The sequence below is a fragment of the Loktanella sp. DSM 29012 genome, assembly GCF_900110705.1.
GTDB classification, from domain to species: domain Bacteria; phylum Pseudomonadota; class Alphaproteobacteria; order Rhodobacterales; family Rhodobacteraceae; genus Loktanella; species Loktanella gaetbuli.
The window spans coordinates 274,850-290,821 of the sequence record NZ_FOEJ01000005.1 but is presented as its reverse complement, the minus strand read 5'-3'; the positions used below and the strand labels follow the sequence as shown (position 1 = coordinate 290,821).

Genomic DNA, 15,972 nt, shown 5'->3' with positions numbered 1-15,972 from the left:
CTGCCATCATCGCCAGACGCAAACAGCGCGCGCCCCGGTCACGGTGGCGCGCGCTGTCGATTGCATCATCTGACACAGGGCGGGGGGCAAAGCCCCCCGGCACAGTTCAGGCGGCCGTATCGACCCCCTCGCCAAAGCGGGCGTAGAACGTCCCGTTCCGGTCGGCCAATTCGCGCAGCAGATCCGGCGTCTTGAACCGGTCGCCGTAGGTTTCCGTCAGCATGTCGCAGGTTTCGGCCGCAAAGGGTGCGCCAAGGATGTCCAGCCAGCTGAACGGACCGCCCGACCACGGCGCAAAGCCCCAGCCCAGGATCGCGCCGACGTCACCTTCGCGGATGTCGGTCAGAACGCCGTCCTCCAGTGCGCGCACGGCCTCCAGCACCTGTGCGAACAGCAGGCGATGCTGCACGGTAATCAGGTCGGGCTGGTCTGCCGCCACCGGGTATTTGTCGCCCAGTTCTGACCACAAGCCCTCGCGCTTGCCCTTGTCGTCGTAGGTATAGAAACCTGCGTTCGATTTGCGACCCATGCGGCCAGCGTCGGCCATCCAAAACAGCACCTCGTCAACCTCGCCGTCAGGGTATGCGTCACCCATCGCGGCCTTGGTTGCCTTGGCGATTTTCACGCCCAGGTCGATGCTGGTCTCATCCACCAGTTGCAGCGGGCCCAGCGGCATGCCGACCAGCTTTGCCGCATTTTCGATCAGGGCAGGGGACACGCCTTCCTTCACCATGCGGATGCCTTCGTTGATGTAGGGAATGATGCAGCGGTTGGCATAAAAGAACCGCGCGTCGTTCACGACGATGGGCGTCTTGCGGATCTGGCGCACGAAATCCAGTGCCTTGGCCACGGCCACGTCGCCGGTTTTCTGGCCCTTGATGATCTCCACCAGGTTCATCTTGTCCACGGGGCTGAAAAAATGGATGCCGATGAAGGCTTCGGCATTTTCGGCGGCCTGCGCCAGTTCCGTGATGGGCAGCGTGGATGTGTTGGTCGCGAACACGCAGTCAGGGCCGACAACGGCCTGCACCTTCTTGGTGACCTCGGCCTTGACGCCCATGTCCTCGAACACCGCCTCGACGATCAGATCGCAGCCTTCCAGAGCCGCATAATCGGTCGTTGCGTTGATCAGGCCCAGCAGTGCCTCTTTCTTCTCGGGCGTGGCCTTCTTGCGCGCGATGCCCTTGTCCATGTAATCGGCGGAGTAGGATTTGCCCTTGTCGGCGGCCTCTTGGCTGTTGTCGATCAGCACGACCTCGATACCTGCCTTGGCCGAAACCAGTGCGATGCCGGCACCCATCATGCCCGCACCGATCACGCCGACCTTTTGGACACGCTGATCCGCCACATCAGGACGGTTGGCACCCTTTTCCAGCTTTTCCTTGTTGATGAACAGCGACCGGATCATCGCGGACGACGACGGGTTCAGCAGAACATGGGTGAACCAGCGCGCCTCGATTTTCAGCGCTGTATCGAACGGCACCAGCGCGCCCTCGTAGACGGCGGACAACAGCGCCTTTGCCGCAGGATAGACGCCTTGGGTGTTGCCGTTCACCATCGCGGATGCACCGACAAAGGTCATGAATCCTGCTGGGTGATAGGGCGCGCCACCGGGCATTTTCCAGCCCTTGTCGTCCCAGGGTTTGACGATGTTCGGCTCTGACAGGACCCATTCCTTGGCCTTGGTCAGCAGGTCCTCTGCCGGAACCACCTCGTCGATCACACCCGCCTTCATCGCGGCGGTGGGATCGTTCAACTTGCCCTGTAACAGCAGCGGGGACGCGCCCATGGCACCCAGCTTGCGCGATAGACGTGTGGTGCCGCCCGCACCAGGGAAAATCCCGACCATGATTTCCGGCAGGCCGATTTTCGCCTTGGGGTTATCGGCGGCAAAGATGCGGTGACAGGCCAGCGGGATTTCCAGACCGATGCCCAGTGCGGTGCCGGGCAGGGCGGCTGCGATCGGCTTGCCACCCTTGTTGGTCTTGGGGTCCATGCCAGCACGTTCGATCCGGCGCAGCACGCCGTGCATCTCCATCACGCCGTCAAAGATCGCCTTGGCCGGGTCGTCACTCCTGTCACGCATCGCCGCAATGATGTTCAGGTCCATGCCCCCGGCAAAGGATCCATCCTTGCCGGATGTGATCACGATCCCCTTGACCGCGTCGTCGGTCAGGGCCTGCGCCACCAGCGCATCGAGGTCCGCAAACCCCTGCTGGTTCATCACGTTCATCGATTTGCCGATGGTGTCCCAGGTAATGACGGCGACGCCCTGGTCGTCGATGGCGAGGGTGAAATCTGTCATGTGGTCGTATCCTTCAGGTCGGTGGCAGTCAGGCGGGCTATCGCGCCGCGTGATCCTGCACAGAGGGTGTGTGAAACAGGTGCCTGTCCGACGCCTGCATCCCGGTTCGAACCGCGACGCAGCGCCAGGTGTTGCCCTGCAATTTCAATGTGATGTGGGACGAAAAGCGGGGTTTCATCCGCTTGCCGTCGTGCAGGATATCCGTGTCGTAATATCCGACGATGGTGTCACCTGCGGCCCGTGTGACATCGCGGACCGTGCGGATCATGTTATTGACCGCATGTGCCTCGAACATCTGGCGCCAGCGCATGAATTTCTCGTGCAAGGCGTCGTTGGTCGCGATCACGGATTGCCCGATGTCGGAATCAACGGACAGCGGCAGGCCGAAATGGCCTGCCCAGTCTTCGAAATCGTCTGCAACCACGCAATCTGACACGTGGTCCAGCCAATCTTGAAACAATCGCGTGTCCATGATCGCAATCCCGTTGTTCTAGACGCGTTCGATGATCGTTGCGGCCCCCATCCCGGAGGCGATGCACAGTGTCGCAAGACCGGTGCCCTTGCCTGTCCGTTCCAGTTCGTCCAGCAGGGTGCCGATGATGATGGCACCGGTCGCACCCAGCGGGTGACCCATCGCGATGGACCCGCCGTTCACGTTCACCTTGTCCGCGTCCACGTCAAAGCGTTGCATGAACCGCAGAACCACAGAAGCAAAGGCTTCGTTGACTTCGAACAGGTCGAGGTCGCCTATGGCCATGCCGCTGTCGGCCAGGATCTTTTCGGTGACTGGCACGGGTCCGGTCAGCATGATGGTCGGATCGGTGCCGATCTTGGCGGTCGCCCGGATGCGCGCGCGCGGCTTCAGCCCCATTGCGTCGCCCCATGCCTTGGATCCGATCAGAACACCCGCTGCACCGTCCACGATACCGGACGAATTGCCCGCGTGGTGGATGTGGTTGATCCGCTCCAGATGCGGGTATTTCATCAGCGCCACCTTGTCGAAACCGGGCATGGTTTCACCCATGTCCTTGAACGACGCCTTCAGTGCGCCCAGCGACTGCATGTCGGTGCCCGGACGCATGTATTCATCGTGTTCCAAGATCGGCACGCCATTGATGTCGCGCACGGCCACGACGGATTTGTCGAACCGGCCATCGTCCCAGGCCGCCTTGGCCCGACGCTGGGATTCGACCGCCAGCGCGTCGGCGTCTTCACGGCTGAACCCGTATTCCGTCGCGATGATATCTGCCGAAATGCCCTGCGGCACAAAGTAGGTGTTCATCGCCACCGACGGATCGACCGCGATCGCGGCCCCGTCGCTGCCCATGGCTACACGCCCCATCATTTCCACGCCGCCCGCGATATAAGCCTGACCGGCCCCGCCACGCACCTGATTGGCGGCAAGGTTCACGGCCTCCATGCCGGACGCACAGAACCGGTTGATGGCAAGGCCTGGGATCGACTGGTCGAGGTCAGAGGCCAGCACGGCGGTCCGTGCCAGACAGCCACCCTGTTCGCCCACTTGCGTGACATTGCCCCAGATCACGTCCTCGACGGCATGTCCTTCCAACCCGTTGCGGTCCTTCAGTGCGTTCAGAACGCCGGCGGACAGCCGGACAGAGGTCACCTCGTGCAGGCTGCCGTCCTTGCGGCCCTTGCCCCGCGGCGTGCGCACGGTGTCATAGATATAAGCGTCGTTCATCGTCGTCTCCTTCAGGCCGCAGCCAGCGCGCGCGGCATCAGATCATAGGGGTGTTTCCATCCGTCCGTGGTCGCCAGCCGGTCCAGCCAGGCATCCACGTTCGGAAATGCGGTACGGTCAAAGCCAAAGGGCTCTTCGTAGTAGAGGTATCCGGCACAGGCGATATCAGCGATCGTCAGGGTATCGCTGGCCAGCCAGTCGCGGCCGTCCAGATGGGTGTCCATCACCTTGAGTGCGGAGTTCAGGCGCATCAGCAGATAGTCGTTGACGTCCTGGCTCCGCTTGTCGGCAGGCAGAAAGTTCATGTTGAACCGCAACGGTCCGGCGATGCCGCTGATCTTGTGGTTGTCGAAAAACATCCAGCGCAGGATCTCGCGTCGCTGATCGGCAGATTTCGCGCCCAGCTTGCTGGTCTTAGATGTGATGTAATCCTGAATCACGGCCGATTGCGTCAGCACCATGTCGCCGTCGACCATCACGGGAACTTCGCCCATGACATTCAGCGCACGAAATTCAGGTGTCCGACTGCCGCCCTTGAAGAAATCGACAAAGACGGGCTCCCATTCCACCTCGGCCAGTGTCAGCGTCAGCGCCGCCTTGTAGGCGTTTCCGCTCTCGCCAAAGCAATGCAGCTTGATCGTCATGTGTCGCCCTCCCGTTTTGTGTCACGCGCCTTGCTGGCGTCGTGTCTGAGTATTTTTGGCAAGATGATGCCAAAGGCCGTCAACTATTTCTTAACCTCGCCCGCGTCATCTGATGGCGCGGAACAGGCTGGAGAGCCGATGACCGTGCAAGGTGATGCGTCCCCAAAGGGTCACATCGTCGGGGCAGGGTGATATGCGTATCATCTTGCCCCAAATACTCCCGCCGGAGGCCCCTCCATCTGCCACCTGCACTGACGTCACTTTTTGCGTGCTTCCAGTTCAGCATTGAACAGGCGCAACCGATGCCCAAACGTGTCGTCGTCGAGGATGCTGTCAAAGTTCTCGAACAGGAATGACAGCGCCTCGCCTTCGTCCAGACCCGCCTCCTTGGCGAACCGTTTCAGACGGCGATAGCCGTCTTCGGTCATGGCCACGGGGAAACGGCGAGTCAGGCGCAGGCGTTTGGGCATTGGGGGTCTCCTTTGCGGTCAGCGTAGGGCGGGACGTGTCCCGCCGCCACCCCGATCAGAAGTTTGCGGCCTCCAGCGCCATGACGGTGTCCGCCCCGGTGTTGATCCGGGCCAGGTGCATCGCTGTGGCAGGCAGCTGGCGCGCCATGTAGTAACGCCCGGTCGCGATCTTGGTCTGATAGAAGGCGGTATCGCTTTCGCCTGCTTCCAAGGCCTCCATCGCCGCTTTGCCCATCTGTGCCCACATGTAGCCCAGGCACACATGACCCATCAGGTGCATGAAGTCATAAGAGCCCGCGAGTGCGTTGTTTGGGTTTTTCATCGCACCCATGAAATACATCGCGGCCGCCTGCATGTCCTTGCTCGAAGCCTTCAGCGGGTCAAGGAAATCGGCCTTCAGCGCCTCGTTGCCTTCGTTTTCCTTGATGAACGATTTGATCATCTCGAAAAAGCCCATCAGGTGCTTGCCGCCGTCGACGGCCAGCTTACGGCCCACGAGGTCCAGCGCCTGCACGCCGTTGGCACCTTCGTAGATCATGGCGATCCGGGCATCGCGGGCAAACTGGGACATCCCCCATTCCTCGATATAACCGTGGCCGCCGTAGACCTGCTGTGCGGCGGTCGCGTATTCGAACCCCTTGTCGGTCAGGAACCCCTTGAGCACCGGCGTCATCAGCGAAATCAGACCATCCGCCTGTGCGTCATCCATCTTGTGCGCGCGGTCGATCAGGTAGGCACCCCACATGGTGAAGGCGCGTGCACCTTCGGTAAAGCTCTTCTGATCCATCAGGTTGCGGCGGATATCGGGATGCACGATCAGCGGGTCGGCAGGGCCGTCGGGGTTTTTCGCACCGGTCACGTCGCGTCCCTGCAGACGGTCGTTGGCGTAGGCCACGGCGTTCTGATACGCGACTTCGGCCTGCGCGTAGCCTTGCAGGCCGACGCCCAGACGCGCCTCGTTCATCATGACGAACATGGCACGCATGCCTTTGTGTTCTTCACCGATCAGGTAGCCCGTCGCCTCGTCATAGTTCATCACGCAGGTGGAATTCCCGTGGATGCCCATCTTTTCCTCAATCTTGCCGACGGAGACGCCGTTGCGTTCCCCCAGCGAGCCGTCGTCCTTGACGATGAACTTGGGCACGATGAACAGGCTGACGCCCTTGATGCCATCTGGGCCGCCGGGGATTTTGGCCAAGACGAGGTGAATGATATTGTCCGACATGTCGTGATCGCCGGCCGAGATGAAGATCTTCTGGCCCGTGACCTTGTAGCTGCCGTCCTCTTGCGGGACAGCCTTGGTCCGCATCAGGCCCAGATCGGTGCCGCAATGCGGTTCGGTCAGGTTCATCGTGCCGGTCCATTCGCAGGATGCGAGTTTCGGCAGGTAGGTGTCTTTTTGCTGTTCGGACCCGTGCACGCGGATGGCGGAATAGGCACCATGGGTCAGGCCCTGGTACATGTTGAACGCCATGTTGGCGCTGACCATCGGCTCATTCACGGCCGAATGCATGACATAGGGCAGGCCCTGACCGCCGTATTGTTCCTCGGCATCCAGTGCGGTCCAGCCGCCTTCGCGCACCTGGTCAAAGGCTTCCTTGAAACCCTTGGGTGTGCGGACGATCCCGTTTTCCAGGGTGCAGCCTTCGGTGTCGCCGACCGCGTTCAGCGGGTGCAGCACGTCAGAGGACAGCTTACCGACTTCTTCCAGCACGGCCCCGGTGAAATCACGGTCCAGGTCGGCAAAGCCGGGGATATCCTGTTCGGATACTTTCAGCAGATTGTGCAGGACGAATTGCAGGTCCTTGTGCGGGGTGGTGTAGGTTGTCATCGGGTCTCTCCTCCGTCTGGTGTCGCGCGGTTCAGGCCGCGTCGGACTTGTCTTTTGAAATCTCGGCCAGCTTGTCGGTGGCCCAATCCATCTGAACGCGCAGTTCCGAAATCGCCTCGTCCAGTTCGGCGCGCTGGCGCTGCATGTCCGCCAGGTGCTGCTGTGCGAGGTCCAGAGTGCGGCTGAGCTGCGTCAGCTGGCCGTCGCCCATGTGATACAGGTCCAGCAACTGACGTACTTCTTCCAGGCTGAACCCGAACCGCTTGCCGCGCAGGATCAGTTTCAGCCGGGCCTGATCGGACCGGGTGAACAGACGTTTCTGTCCGATCCGCTGCGGGAACAGCAGCTCCTTGGATTCGTAGAAACGCAATGTGCGAGGTGTCACGTCGAACGCGTCGCACATCTCGCGAATGCTGAGTGTTTCGGTAGTCATCTTCGTGGTCCTTCGGTCTGTCGTCTGCACGTCAGATCATCGTTCTGGACCAAGCTTACAATGAGGGTTGACGTAAACGTAAACGTAACGTGACGTCAAAATCGGGGATGACGAAAGGTCAGGCCGGATCAGCCTAGCGTCGCACGTGTTTCATCCCGCAGACGGCGCAATTCGGCGACCGTATCTTCCAGCTGTTTGCGCTGTACTTCCAGTTCCTGAAGCTGCTGATCAGCCAATGTGACCCAGGCCCGCATCTGCGCCGCGGTCCCTTCGTGTTCGTAGATCAGCAGCCACTGGCGAATGTCCTCCAGCGCGAATCCGAACCGCCTGCCACGCATGATCAGCGTCATGCGTGCCTGTTCGCGCGGCCCGTAAAACCGGGATCGCCCTTCGCGGTCGGGATTGAGTAGTTCGATATATTCATAATACCGCAGTGTGCGCGGCGTCACATCGAACGCAGCGCACATTTCCTTGAACGTCAGGCGTTTGTCAGACATGCGATCTCTCCTTGACGCATATCTAACACGCCTGCGGGCGGTGGCAAACGGCCCTAGTTCATGAAACCGGGTGCCAGCCAATAGAACCCGTAGGCCAGGATCAGGGCGGGTATGGTGGAATAGACCGTCGCCCAGACTGCAGCGCGCGGATCGATTGCAATCGCGGGAAACAACGCATCACCGTCATTGCTGATCGCATTCCCCAACAGGGCGGCGAACGGAACCAACCCGTTGATATAGAGTGTCGTCACCAGCACCTGTGGTCCACATCCCGGCACAAGGCCGACGAGGACGCCCAGCAGTGGCAGCAGGGGGGCCACGGATTGGAACCAGCTCGCCAGATCAAAGCCACCATAGGCCACCAGATAATCGTAGGCGAGGTATGCGCCGATCACCCAGACCGAAATGAACGCAGTCTCCTCCGCCATGCGCGAGACGGGCGTGTCATTGATGTTGGTCATCGCCTTCAAAGAGGAGGTCGACCAGATCAGCAGACCCAGGATGCTGCCGCCGACACCCACGATGGGCATCACGGGATCAAAGACTGCGGCCACGTCGACACCGGCCAACTGACTGACGCCGATGACCAGTCCGGGCAGTGCGATTGCCGCGAACAACCAGTCGCGCGTACGTGTTGCACCGATCCGGGGCACCATGTCGGCAGCGTTCGTCGTGCGCGGCGTCATCGAGATCGCGGGCAGGCGGTCGACCACCCAGCCCGAGATGATACCGACCGCGAATGACAGCGGCAGCACGACCATGGCCGCATCGGGCCGCGTCGCGATCAGCAGAAATGCGGCATCGCCCATCGTGGCCGTCAGCGTGGCGACGACGGCGCCAAACCCGACATTGCCGGACGAATAGGCCGCAACGACGACAACCGCACCGCCGCAACCCGGCGTGGCCCCCAGTAGCGCCGCCATCGGCACCTGCCAGCCTTTCGCGTTTTTAAGCGCTGCGCCGATGTTGAAATTGAACAGTTTTTCGGCACCGTAGAAAATGATCAGCGTTGCCGCGACAAAGGCCGACACCTGCACAAAGGCATCGGTCATCAGTTCGCGCGTCAATGCGCCCAGATCACCCGGTGCCGCTGCCAGCGCAAGAAAGATGAGAGCGACGATCAGGCGTCGTGGTCGAAATGGCCCGATACGCGGGGGAACGACGGCGATGGGCCGGTCAATGTCGGAAACACTCATGGATCACCCAGTTGCGAATTATTCTCAATAAAAGATATAAGGGTTGCGCTGTGCGCGACAAGTGCCAAATTGCAGGTCAATTCGCGCAGGTAGATAAATGACGCAAACGCCCACGACGACGACCGATGCACAGGCCGAACGACGTACGAAAATCGCACGGCAGTTCATCGGGATGATCCCGCATGCCCGCGAACTGGCGATGCAGGTCACGGACGTCGGCCCCGGCATGGCCGAAATCACCATGCCTTTCGATCCGCGCCTTGTGGGGGATCCGGACACAGGGGTGATCCACGGTGGTGCAGTGTCTGCCTTGATGGATACCTGTTGCGGCGCTGCCGTGATCGCGCATCCCGACAGCGCGCTGGGCACCGCCACCATCGACCTGCGGATCGACTACATGCGCGCCGCCACGCCGGGGCAGTCCATCCGAGCGGTGGCGACCTGCTATCACATGACACGCTCGGTCGCATTCGTGCGCGCCACGGCCTATGACGCCGACCCTGACCGGCCGGTCGCCTGCGCCACGGGCGCATTTACCGTCGAACGCCCAAAGGACCCCGCATGAGCCGCCGTCCCGAACCTGTCCAGGTCGTCAAGCAACGTCGCGATGCCGCACTCGAGGCGCTGATCGACGGCGTTCCCTACATCAAGTTCCTGGGCATCCGTTTCGACCGCCGCGGGGATGAGCTGACGGGCGTATTGCCCTATGCCGACATGCTGATCGGCAACCCGGCGCTGCCTGCGATCCACGGTGGCGTGACGGCGGCATTCCTCGAGGTGACGTCGATCATCTCGCTTAGCTGGTTCACGCAATGGGATGCGCTCGAGGCGGGCGAGGGCGTCGAGGATTCGCCGCGCCGCCTGCCCAAGACCATTGATTTCACCGTGGATTACCTGCGCTCGGGCCTGCCGCGCGACGCCTATGCCCGTGCGCGGATCACCCGGTCGGGACGGCGCTATGCCTCTGTCCACGCCGAGGGCTGGCAGGACAACAGCGCGCGCCCCTTTGCTCAGGCGACCGGGCATTTCCTGATGCCGCAGCGTGATTGACACGCTGACCCATCGGCGCGTGCTGCACATCGCGCTCCCGGTCGTCGTGTCCAATGCAACGGTGCCGATCCTGGGCATCGTCGATACGGGCGTCGTGGGGCAGATGGGGCAGGCGGCCCCGATCGGTGCCGTGGCCATCGGTGCGATCATCCTCACGGCCATCTACTGGATCTTCGGATTTCTGCGCATGGGGACATCCGGCCTGACCGCACAGGCCATCGGGGCCGGCGACACGGCCGAGGTGGCAGCCCTGCTCAGCCGGGTGCTATTGATCGGCCTCAGTGCCGGGGCCGCGATCATCCTGTTGCAGTGGCCGCTCTTCGCAGGGGCCTTCGTCGTCTCCCCCGCCAGCGCCGAGGTCGAAACCCTTGCCCGGCAGTACATGTCCGTGCGGGTCTGGTCCGCACCCGCCGCAATTGCGCTCTACGGGATCACCGGCTGGCTCATTGCCCAGGAACGCACGATGGCGGTGCTGGCGGTTCAGGTGCTGACCAATGGCGTCAACATCGGTCTCGACCTGCTGTTCGTGCTTGGGTTTGACTGGGGCGTGCCGGGCGTGGCCTGGGCCACGTTCATCGCGGAATGGTCGGGAATGCTGTTCGGACTGTGGCTGTGCCGTGCGGCCTTTGCTGTGCCCGCATGGCGCGACACGGCGCGGATTTTCGATCCCGTCAAGCTGGCCCGCATGGCGATCGTGAATTCCGACATCATGATCCGCTCGGTGCTGTTGCAGGCGGTCTTTGTCAGCTTTCTGTTCTGGGGTGCCGATTTCGGCGACGTCCAATTGGCGGCCAACCAGATCCTGCTGCAATTCCTCCAGGTGACAGCCTATGCGCTTGACGGCTTTGCCCTCGCGGCCGAGGCGCTGGTGGGCCAGGCTTTGGGCCGCCGTGCGCCACAGGCCCTGCGCCGGGCGGCGCTGCTGACCAGCGCCTGGGGTGCTGGCATCTGTGCCGGTCTTGCACTGGGTTTCCTCATGCTGGGCGGGGCTGTGATCGACCTGATGACGACGGCGCCGCTGGTCCGGGACGTGGCGCGCGATTACCTGCCCTACATGATCGCGGCCCCGGTACTGGGGGTAGCGGCCTGGATGCTTGACGGCATCTTCATCGGCGCGACCCGCACCACGGATATGCGCAACATGATGATCGTCTCCGCTGCCGTGTATTTCGCCGCCGTCATTCCGTTGATGGCGGCCTTCGGCAATCATGGCTTGTGGCTGGCCCTGCTGCTCAGTTTCATCGTCCGCGGCCTGACGCTGGGCCTGCGCTACCCCGCACTCGAACGCGCCGCGCGCGCCTGACGCGGGCGTCTCGCATTATCTTGCCAAAAATACTCCGGGGGAGGCGCAGCCGGGGGCAGCGCCCCCAGCGACGTTATCCACAACAACCGGCCGCCAGCCACTCGACTCCGCGCGTTGCAACCCCGATATTGGGGCCATGTCACTCCCGCCCGGTTTCCTCGACGAATTGCGCACCCGCCTGTCGATCTCCGACGTTGTCGGCCGCAAGGTCATGTGGGACAGCCGCAAATCCAATGCAGGCAAGGGCGACATGTGGGCGCCTTGCCCCTTCCATCAGGAAAAATCCGCCAGTTTTCACGTCGATGACCGCAAGGGGTTCTATTATTGCTTTGGCTGTCACGCCAAGGGCGACGCGATTTCCTTTGTACGCGAAACCGAGAACGTGGGCTTCATGGAGGCGGTTCAGATCCTCGCGGGCGAGGCGGGCCTGACCATGCCCGAACGCGACCCGCGTGCGCAGGAAAAGGCCGATGCCCGCACCGAACTGGCCGACGTCATGGAACTGGCGGTGCAGCATTTTCGCCTGAACCTGAACATGGCAGCCGCGTCAGAGGCCCGCGACTACCTGACCCGGCGCGGGCTGGACCCCGAGGCATGCGCGCGCTGGGACATCGGTTTCGCCCCGGACAAGGGCGGCGTGCTGGCCGCCCTGACGGGCAAGGGCGTGTCGCAGCAGATGGTAATTGATGCCGGCCTTGCTGCGAAATCGGATTACGGCGGTGCGCCCTATGACCGGTTTCGCGACCGCATCATCTTTCCGATCCGCAATGCGCGGGGGCGGCCCATCGGTCTGGGTGGTCGCGCGATGGCGGCAGATGCCAAGGCGAAATACTACAACTCGCCCGAAACGCTGCTGTTCGACAAATCCCGCACGCTTTACAACATCCAGAACGCCCGCACCGCTGCGGGCAAGGGCCAGCCGCTGATCGTGGCCGAAGGCTACATGGACGTGATCGCCCTGTCCGAGGCCGGGTTCGAGGCCGCTGTCGCCCCCCTTGGCACCGCTGTCACCGAACATCATCTGGCGATGCTGTGGCGGGTGGCGGACGAACCGATCATCGCGCTGGACGGCGATACCGCCGGTCTGCGCGCGGCGATGCGCACCATCGACATCGCCCTGCCATTGCTCTCGGCGGGCAAATCCCTGCGCTTTGCCGTGATGCCCAAGGGGCTGGACCCCGACGACGTACTGAAACAACAGGGCAAGGGCGCGATGCAGGGCATTCTGGATGCTGCAAACCCCATGGTTCAACTGTTGTGGCAACGCGAAACCGAAGGCCGCACATTCGACAGCCCCGAACGCCGGGCCGCGCTGGACAAGGCGCTGCGCCAGAAAACGGCCCTGATACAGGACCCCGATCTGCGCAACCACTATGATCAAGCGCTCAAGGAACTGAAATGGGATCTGTTTCGGACGCGCAAGCCACAGGCCCGCGCCCCCGGCCGCCGAGGGACCTTCAATCCGCGCGGACTGGATGCCTGGCACCGTGATCAATCGCCGGTGGCCACCAACCGCAACTCGGCGCTGGCAACAGGGGCCACCCGCGACGATCATCTGCGCGAGGCGGTGATCCTGGCCACGCTGATCGCAACACCTGCGGCCATCGAACCCTTCATGGCGCAGATCGAGGCGATGGAATGCACCGATGACGATCATGCGGCCCTGCGCGGGGTCATTCTGCGCATGGCGCCTGGCACCGACCTGCGCGCGGCATTGCACGATGCCGGGCTAGAAGCAGCGGTCGATGCGCTGACCTGTCAACGCATCGTGCAACTGTCATCGGGGCTGCGCAAACCCGGTGATCTGGACTTCGCCAGCGCATGTCTGTCCGAGGCCTTTGCCAAACTGTCGACCGCGCGCGCCCTGCCGCAAGAGGTCCGCGAGGCCCAAGAGGACATCGACGCGGGTGACGAAGGTCTGACATGGCGTCTGCGGCAGGCCACGACTGCCCGCGACCGGGCCGCAATCATCGCGGCGGGGTCCAGTGGCGAAATGATCGTCGCCGAGAACGGCGCTGAACTGGATAGCGACGAACTTTCGGCGGCGCGGGCGCTTTGGGAGGCGTTGGCGATTGCAAAGCCGCCAGAGGACCCTAAATAGCGCTGACACGCGGTCAGACTCGCCTTTGGCCGCAGGGATAGTTGCAACATCAGCCGAAATTGACCGGCAACAGGTTGCGAATCACGCGAATGACGCGTTGATTCGTACAAAGCCGAATCACCCGAATCACTGGGACTGATCGTTGCTGGAACGAGGGAGACCGTACCATGGCCGCCAAAGACAATGACGACCGCAAGGACAATTCCGACAGCGACATTTCCCTCGACCTCAGCCAGGCTGCCGTCAAGAAGATGATCCAGGACGCGCGCGAGCGTGGTTACATCACCTATGACCAGTTGAACGCGGTGCTGCCACCCGATCAGGTGTCCTCGGACCAGATCGAGGACGTGATGTCGATGCTGTCTGAAATGGGCATCCAGGTCACCGAGGAAGAAGAATCCGAGGAAACCGAAGAAAACAAGACCAGCACCGACGTGGCGACCATTGCCGGGTCGCGTGATGTCGCCCTCGGCGGTGCCGAGGCGGAAAAGCTTGATCGCACCGATGACCCCGTGCGGATGTACCTGCGCGAAATGGGCAGTGTCGAGCTGCTGTCCCGCGAGGGCGAAATCGCCATCGCCAAGCGGATCGAGGCCGGTCGCAACACGATGATCCTCGGGCTGTGCGAAAGCCCGCTGACATTCCAGGCCATCACGATCTGGCGCGACGAACTTCTGAGCGAAGACATCCTGCTGCGCGACGTGATCGATCTGGAAACCACCTTTGGCAACCAGCTGGGTGACGACGATGCCACCGAACCGGTCGTGACGGCTGGCACGGGCGGCACATCCGAAGGTGACGACAAACCCGATCTGGACGCCGACGGCAACCCGATCGCCAAGGATGACGACGACGACGATGACGAGCAGGCGAACATGTCGCTTGCCGCGATGGAGGCCGCGCTGAAACCGCGCGTGCTGGAAACACTCGACATCATCGCCGCCGATTTTGCCAAACTGTCCGACATGCAGGATGCGCGCATGGACGCCACCCTGAACGAGGACAGCAGCTTTTCCTCGGGCGAGGAAGAGACCTACCAGAAACTGCGGTCCGAGATCGTCGAGATGGTGAATTCGCTTCATCTGCACAACAACCGGATCGAGGCGCTGATCGACCAGCTGTACGGCATCAACCGCCGCATCATGCAGATCGACTCGGCCATGGTGAAACTGGCCGATCAGGCCCGCATCAATCGGCGTGAATTCATCGACGCCTACCGGGGTCGCGAACTCGACCCCAACTGGCTGGACGAAATCGCCAGCAAATCCGGCCGTGGCTGGTCGATGCTGCTGGAACGGTCCACTGACAAGATCGAGGAGTTGCGCGGCGACATGGCCCAGGTCGGTCAGTACGTCGGCGTCGACATCACCGAATTCCGCCGCATCGTGCAGCAGGTCCAGAAGGGCGAAAAAGAAGCCCGCGCCGCGAAAAAGGAAATGGTCGAGGCCAACCTGCGTCTCGTGATTTCCATCGCCAAGAAATACACAAACCGTGGTCTGCAATTCCTGGACCTGATCCAGGAAGGCAACATCGGCCTGATGAAGGCCGTCGACAAATTTGAATATCGTCGGGGCTACAAATTCTCGACCTATGCGACCTGGTGGATCCGTCAGGCGATAACCCGATCCATCGCGGATCAGGCGCGCACGATCCGTATCCCGGTCCACATGATAGAGACGATCAACAAGCTGGTCCGCACCGGGCGCCAGATGCTGCACGAAATCGGCCGCGAACCCACGCCCGAGGAATTGGCAGAAAAACTGCAGATGCCGCTGGAAAAGGTCCGCAAGGTGATGAAAATCGCCAAGGAACCGATTTCGCTGGAAACGCCGATTGGCGACGAGGAAGACAGCCAACTTGGCGATTTCATCGAGGACAAGAATGCGATCCTGCCGCTGGATTCCGCCATTCAGGAAAACCTCAAGGAAACCACGACCCGCGTGCTGGCCTCGCTCACCCCGCGTGAGGAACGCGTGCTGCGTATGCGTTTCGGCATCGGCATGAACACCGATCACACGCTGGAAGAGGTCGGTCAGCAGTTCAGCGTGACGCGCGAACGTATCCGTCAGATCGAAGCCAAGGCACTGCGCAAGCTCAAGCATCCCAGCCGGTCGCGCAAACTGCGGTCGTTCCTGGATCAATAGGCATGTCCTGGCTGTCGAAACTCTTTGGCGGGGGGCAATCCGCAGACCCCGTCGCAGCCGAGCCGCAAGGCGAGGTCTACAAGGGTTTCACGATCATCCCGGCACCGATCAAGGCTGACAAGGCCTATCGCATTGGGGCACGGATCATCGGCGAGGTCGATGGCGAGAGCCGCGAACACCAGTTGATCAGGGCCGATACGCTCCAGTCGTTCGACGATGCCGTGGCCGCGTCCATCGCCAAGGCCAAGCTGATGATCGATCAGCAAGGGGCCGGTCTGTTCAACGCCTGATCGTGA

15 protein-coding genes are annotated in these 15,972 nt (G+C 62.0%); 6 read left to right on the top strand and 9 right to left on the bottom strand.

What is annotated here, in order from left to right; all coding sequences use genetic code 11:
- Positions 1-106: 106 nt before the first annotated feature.
- The 9 genes from BMX27_RS13220 to BMX27_RS13180 all read right to left on the bottom strand — a co-directional run bounded on the left by BMX27_RS13220 (position 107) and on the right by BMX27_RS13180 (position 9,078).
- Positions 107-2,305 carry a 3-hydroxyacyl-CoA dehydrogenase NAD-binding domain-containing protein gene (locus BMX27_RS13220; RefSeq protein ID WP_090160278.1) on the bottom strand — a complete coding sequence of 733 codons (2,199 nt, stop codon included), beginning with the start codon at positions 2,303-2,305 and terminating at the stop codon, positions 107-109.
- A gap of 37 nt (positions 2,306-2,342) precedes the next feature.
- Complete coding sequence (locus tag BMX27_RS13215) at positions 2,343-2,777, bottom strand: hypothetical protein (RefSeq protein ID WP_090160277.1); 435 nt, start codon at positions 2,775-2,777, stop codon at positions 2,343-2,345.
- Positions 2,778-2,795: 18 nt separating this feature from the next.
- A complete protein-coding gene (locus tag BMX27_RS13210; RefSeq protein WP_090160276.1) occupies positions 2,796-4,007 on the bottom strand; it encodes an acetyl-CoA C-acetyltransferase in 1,212 nt (403 codons plus the stop codon).
- An 11-nt stretch (positions 4,008-4,018) separates the two neighbouring features.
- Positions 4,019-4,651: a glutathione S-transferase family protein gene (locus BMX27_RS13205; RefSeq protein WP_090160275.1), complete on the bottom strand. Its 633-nt coding sequence runs from the start codon at positions 4,649-4,651 to the stop codon at positions 4,019-4,021.
- 257 nt (positions 4,652-4,908) lie between these two features.
- Entirely contained in the window at positions 4,909-5,121 is a 213-nt protein-coding gene (locus tag BMX27_RS13200; RefSeq protein WP_090160274.1) for a hypothetical protein, read from the bottom strand.
- Positions 5,122-5,176: 55 nt separating this feature from the next.
- Positions 5,177-6,952, bottom strand: coding sequence for an acyl-CoA dehydrogenase C-terminal domain-containing protein (locus BMX27_RS13195; RefSeq protein WP_090160273.1), 1,776 nt, complete (start codon positions 6,950-6,952; stop codon positions 5,177-5,179).
- A gap of 31 nt (positions 6,953-6,983) precedes the next feature.
- Positions 6,984-7,385, bottom strand: coding sequence for a MerR family transcriptional regulator (locus BMX27_RS13190; protein ID WP_090160272.1), 402 nt, complete (start codon positions 7,383-7,385; stop codon positions 6,984-6,986).
- Positions 7,386-7,513: 128 nt separating this feature from the next.
- Positions 7,514-7,882: a MerR family transcriptional regulator gene (locus tag BMX27_RS13185; RefSeq protein WP_090160271.1), complete on the bottom strand. Its 369-nt coding sequence runs from the start codon at positions 7,880-7,882 to the stop codon at positions 7,514-7,516.
- Between the two features lie 53 nt (positions 7,883-7,935).
- The gene (locus tag BMX27_RS13180) at positions 7,936-9,078 is read right to left on the bottom strand and encodes a putative manganese transporter (RefSeq protein WP_090160270.1); all 1,143 of its coding nucleotides are present in this window, start codon (positions 9,076-9,078) and stop codon (positions 7,936-7,938) included.
- A gap of 97 nt (positions 9,079-9,175) precedes the next feature.
- On the opposite strand from BMX27_RS13180, the gene BMX27_RS13175 reads away from it, so the two are divergent.
- The 6 genes from BMX27_RS13175 to BMX27_RS13150 all read left to right on the top strand — a co-directional run bounded on the left by BMX27_RS13175 (position 9,176) and on the right by BMX27_RS13150 (position 15,966).
- Positions 9,176-9,643 carry a PaaI family thioesterase gene (locus BMX27_RS13175; RefSeq protein ID WP_090160269.1) on the top strand — a complete coding sequence of 156 codons (468 nt, stop codon included), beginning with the start codon at positions 9,176-9,178 and terminating at the stop codon, positions 9,641-9,643.
- Positions 9,640-10,128: a PaaI family thioesterase gene (locus BMX27_RS13170; protein WP_090160268.1), complete on the top strand. Its 489-nt coding sequence runs from the start codon at positions 9,640-9,642 to the stop codon at positions 10,126-10,128. The genes BMX27_RS13175 and BMX27_RS13170 overlap by 4 nt, the downstream gene beginning before the upstream one ends.
- Positions 10,121-11,431, top strand: coding sequence for an MATE family efflux transporter (locus tag BMX27_RS13165; protein WP_090160267.1), 1,311 nt, complete (start codon positions 10,121-10,123; stop codon positions 11,429-11,431). The genes BMX27_RS13170 and BMX27_RS13165 overlap by 8 nt, the downstream gene beginning before the upstream one ends.
- A 136-nt stretch (positions 11,432-11,567) precedes the next feature.
- Positions 11,568-13,532 (top strand): DNA primase, encoded by a 1,965-nt coding sequence (gene dnaG, locus BMX27_RS13160; RefSeq protein ID WP_090160266.1) that lies wholly within the window; start codon positions 11,568-11,570, stop codon positions 13,530-13,532.
- A 167-nt stretch (positions 13,533-13,699) separates the two neighbouring features.
- On the top strand, positions 13,700-15,676 hold the full coding sequence (rpoD, locus tag BMX27_RS13155) for an RNA polymerase sigma factor RpoD (RefSeq protein ID WP_090160265.1): 1,977 nt from the start codon (positions 13,700-13,702) through the stop codon (positions 15,674-15,676).
- Between the two features lie 2 nt (positions 15,677-15,678).
- Complete coding sequence (locus BMX27_RS13150) at positions 15,679-15,966, top strand: HlyU family transcriptional regulator (protein WP_090160264.1); 288 nt, start codon at positions 15,679-15,681, stop codon at positions 15,964-15,966.
- Positions 15,967-15,972: the final 6 nt, after the last annotated feature.

What these genes read in the sequence shown, in the direction of transcription:
- BMX27_RS13220 (WP_090160278.1), bottom strand. Translation starts at nt 2,305, where the DNA reads ATGACAGATTTCACCCTCGCCATCGACGACCAGGGCGTCGCCGTCATT.
- BMX27_RS13215 (WP_090160277.1), bottom strand. Translation starts at nt 2,777, where the DNA reads ATGGACACGCGATTGTTTCAAGATTGGCTGGACCACGTGTCAGATTGC.
- BMX27_RS13210 (WP_090160276.1), bottom strand. Translation starts at nt 4,007, where the DNA reads ATGAACGACGCTTATATCTATGACACCGTGCGCACGCCGCGGGGCAAG.
- BMX27_RS13205 (WP_090160275.1), bottom strand. Translation starts at nt 4,651, where the DNA reads ATGACGATCAAGCTGCATTGCTTTGGCGAGAGCGGAAACGCCTACAAG.
- BMX27_RS13200 (WP_090160274.1), bottom strand. Translation starts at nt 5,121, where the DNA reads ATGCCCAAACGCCTGCGCCTGACTCGCCGTTTCCCCGTGGCCATGACC.
- BMX27_RS13195 (WP_090160273.1), bottom strand. Translation starts at nt 6,952, where the DNA reads ATGACAACCTACACCACCCCGCACAAGGACCTGCAATTCGTCCTGCAC.
- BMX27_RS13190 (WP_090160272.1), bottom strand. Translation starts at nt 7,385, where the DNA reads ATGACTACCGAAACACTCAGCATTCGCGAGATGTGCGACGCGTTCGAC.
- BMX27_RS13185 (WP_090160271.1), bottom strand. Translation starts at nt 7,882, where the DNA reads ATGTCTGACAAACGCCTGACGTTCAAGGAAATGTGCGCTGCGTTCGAT.
- BMX27_RS13180 (WP_090160270.1), bottom strand. Translation starts at nt 9,078, where the DNA reads ATGAGTGTTTCCGACATTGACCGGCCCATCGCCGTCGTTCCCCCGCGT.
- BMX27_RS13175 (WP_090160269.1), top strand. Translation starts at nt 9,176, where the DNA reads ATGACGCAAACGCCCACGACGACGACCGATGCACAGGCCGAACGACGT.
- BMX27_RS13170 (WP_090160268.1), top strand. Translation starts at nt 9,640, where the DNA reads ATGAGCCGCCGTCCCGAACCTGTCCAGGTCGTCAAGCAACGTCGCGAT.
- dnaG (WP_090160266.1), top strand. Translation starts at nt 11,568, where the DNA reads ATGTCACTCCCGCCCGGTTTCCTCGACGAATTGCGCACCCGCCTGTCG.
- rpoD (WP_090160265.1), top strand. Translation starts at nt 13,700, where the DNA reads ATGGCCGCCAAAGACAATGACGACCGCAAGGACAATTCCGACAGCGAC.
- BMX27_RS13150 (WP_090160264.1), top strand. Translation starts at nt 15,679, where the DNA reads ATGTCCTGGCTGTCGAAACTCTTTGGCGGGGGGCAATCCGCAGACCCC.